Annotated in this window: 1 protein-coding gene and 1 pseudogene; one reads left to right on the top strand and one right to left on the bottom strand. The window is 62.7% G+C overall.

Features of this window, described 5'->3' with window-relative positions:
• Positions 1 to 179 (bottom strand): annotated as a pseudogene (locus tag BJQ90_RS18590) (lytic transglycosylase); the annotation flags it as partial.
• Between the two features lie 303 nt (positions 180 to 482).
• Here BJQ90_RS18590 and BJQ90_RS18585 point away from each other — a divergent pair.
• A complete protein-coding gene (locus tag BJQ90_RS18585; RefSeq protein WP_226761685.1) occupies positions 483 to 836 on the top strand; it encodes an Rv2175c family DNA-binding protein in 354 nt (117 codons plus the stop codon).
• Positions 837 to 979: the final 143 nt, after the last annotated feature.

Below are 979 nucleotides of genomic sequence, written 5' to 3'. Positions count from 1 at the left end.
GCCTGGGCCTGCATGGCTGCAGCCAGTGTGGCGGGGATGACCCGGGGCCGGGACTCCGCCGCAGCCGGCTGCGCGATCGCCAAAGAAGAAAGAACGACGGCGGGAAGGGCCGCCGTAGTAGCCGCTATCATCGGCAGGCTGTGCCTCGCAGTGGGCTTTGGCGAACGTGACGTCGTCATGGGAAAGGTCCTCTTCTCAGCGGCGAACGCTGCGGGTCTGGCCGGCATTACTCGTGTTAACAGTGTGACTCAAGTGATTACTGTTACAAATGTGGTCTATGTGAATCTCTCATGAATTGGGAATTAGCACAAGAACTGTTTGACATTCCGCAAGACTGGTTGTTGGAGTGTCGGTAAGGGAGCCGGCGACGCGGCCGGAAAGCGGCGCCCGGACGGTCTGCATTGATGGGCCGGGCGCCGGGCCGCCCTTTGAGAGGTGCCGCCGACTAGGCGGTGAGGCTCCCGGCATGGCAATCTTGATCCGTGAGTAATGTAGAAAGCCTTGTGGGCGAATGGCTGCCCCTGCCCGATGTCGCACAGCTTCTGAACGTTTCGATTACAAAGGTCCATGCGCTCCTTGACGAACGTGCGCTGGCGGCATTGCGGGTCGGTGAGCGCCGGATCCGCTGCGTTCCTGCCGACTTCATCCAGGACGGCCATCCCGTCGACAGCCTGAAGGGAACGATCGTTGTTCTCGCGGACGCCGGCTATTCCGACGAGGAACTCATTACCTGGCTGTTTACCGCGGATGAATCCCTGCGCGGCCGTCCGATCGATGCCCTGCGTGAGGGGCGCAAAACGGAAATCCGGCGCCGGGCGCAGTCCCTGGCCTGGTAGCAGCCGGCAACCTAACGATTTCTTACCGGCGCAGTCCTTGACTTACGCAGGCCCCGTACCGTGAAGACCAGGTGCGGGGCCTGCGTTGTCGGTGCGGCAGGGTTTGGGGTGCCGCGGGGTTTGGGGTGCCGCGGGGTTTGGGG

It is taken from the genome of Arthrobacter sp. SO3, assembly GCF_020532825.1.
GTDB lineage: Bacteria > Actinomycetota > Actinomycetes > Actinomycetales > Micrococcaceae > Arthrobacter.
The sequence above is the reverse complement of the archived record's forward strand: the minus strand, read 5'-3'. Positions and strand labels throughout refer to the sequence as shown.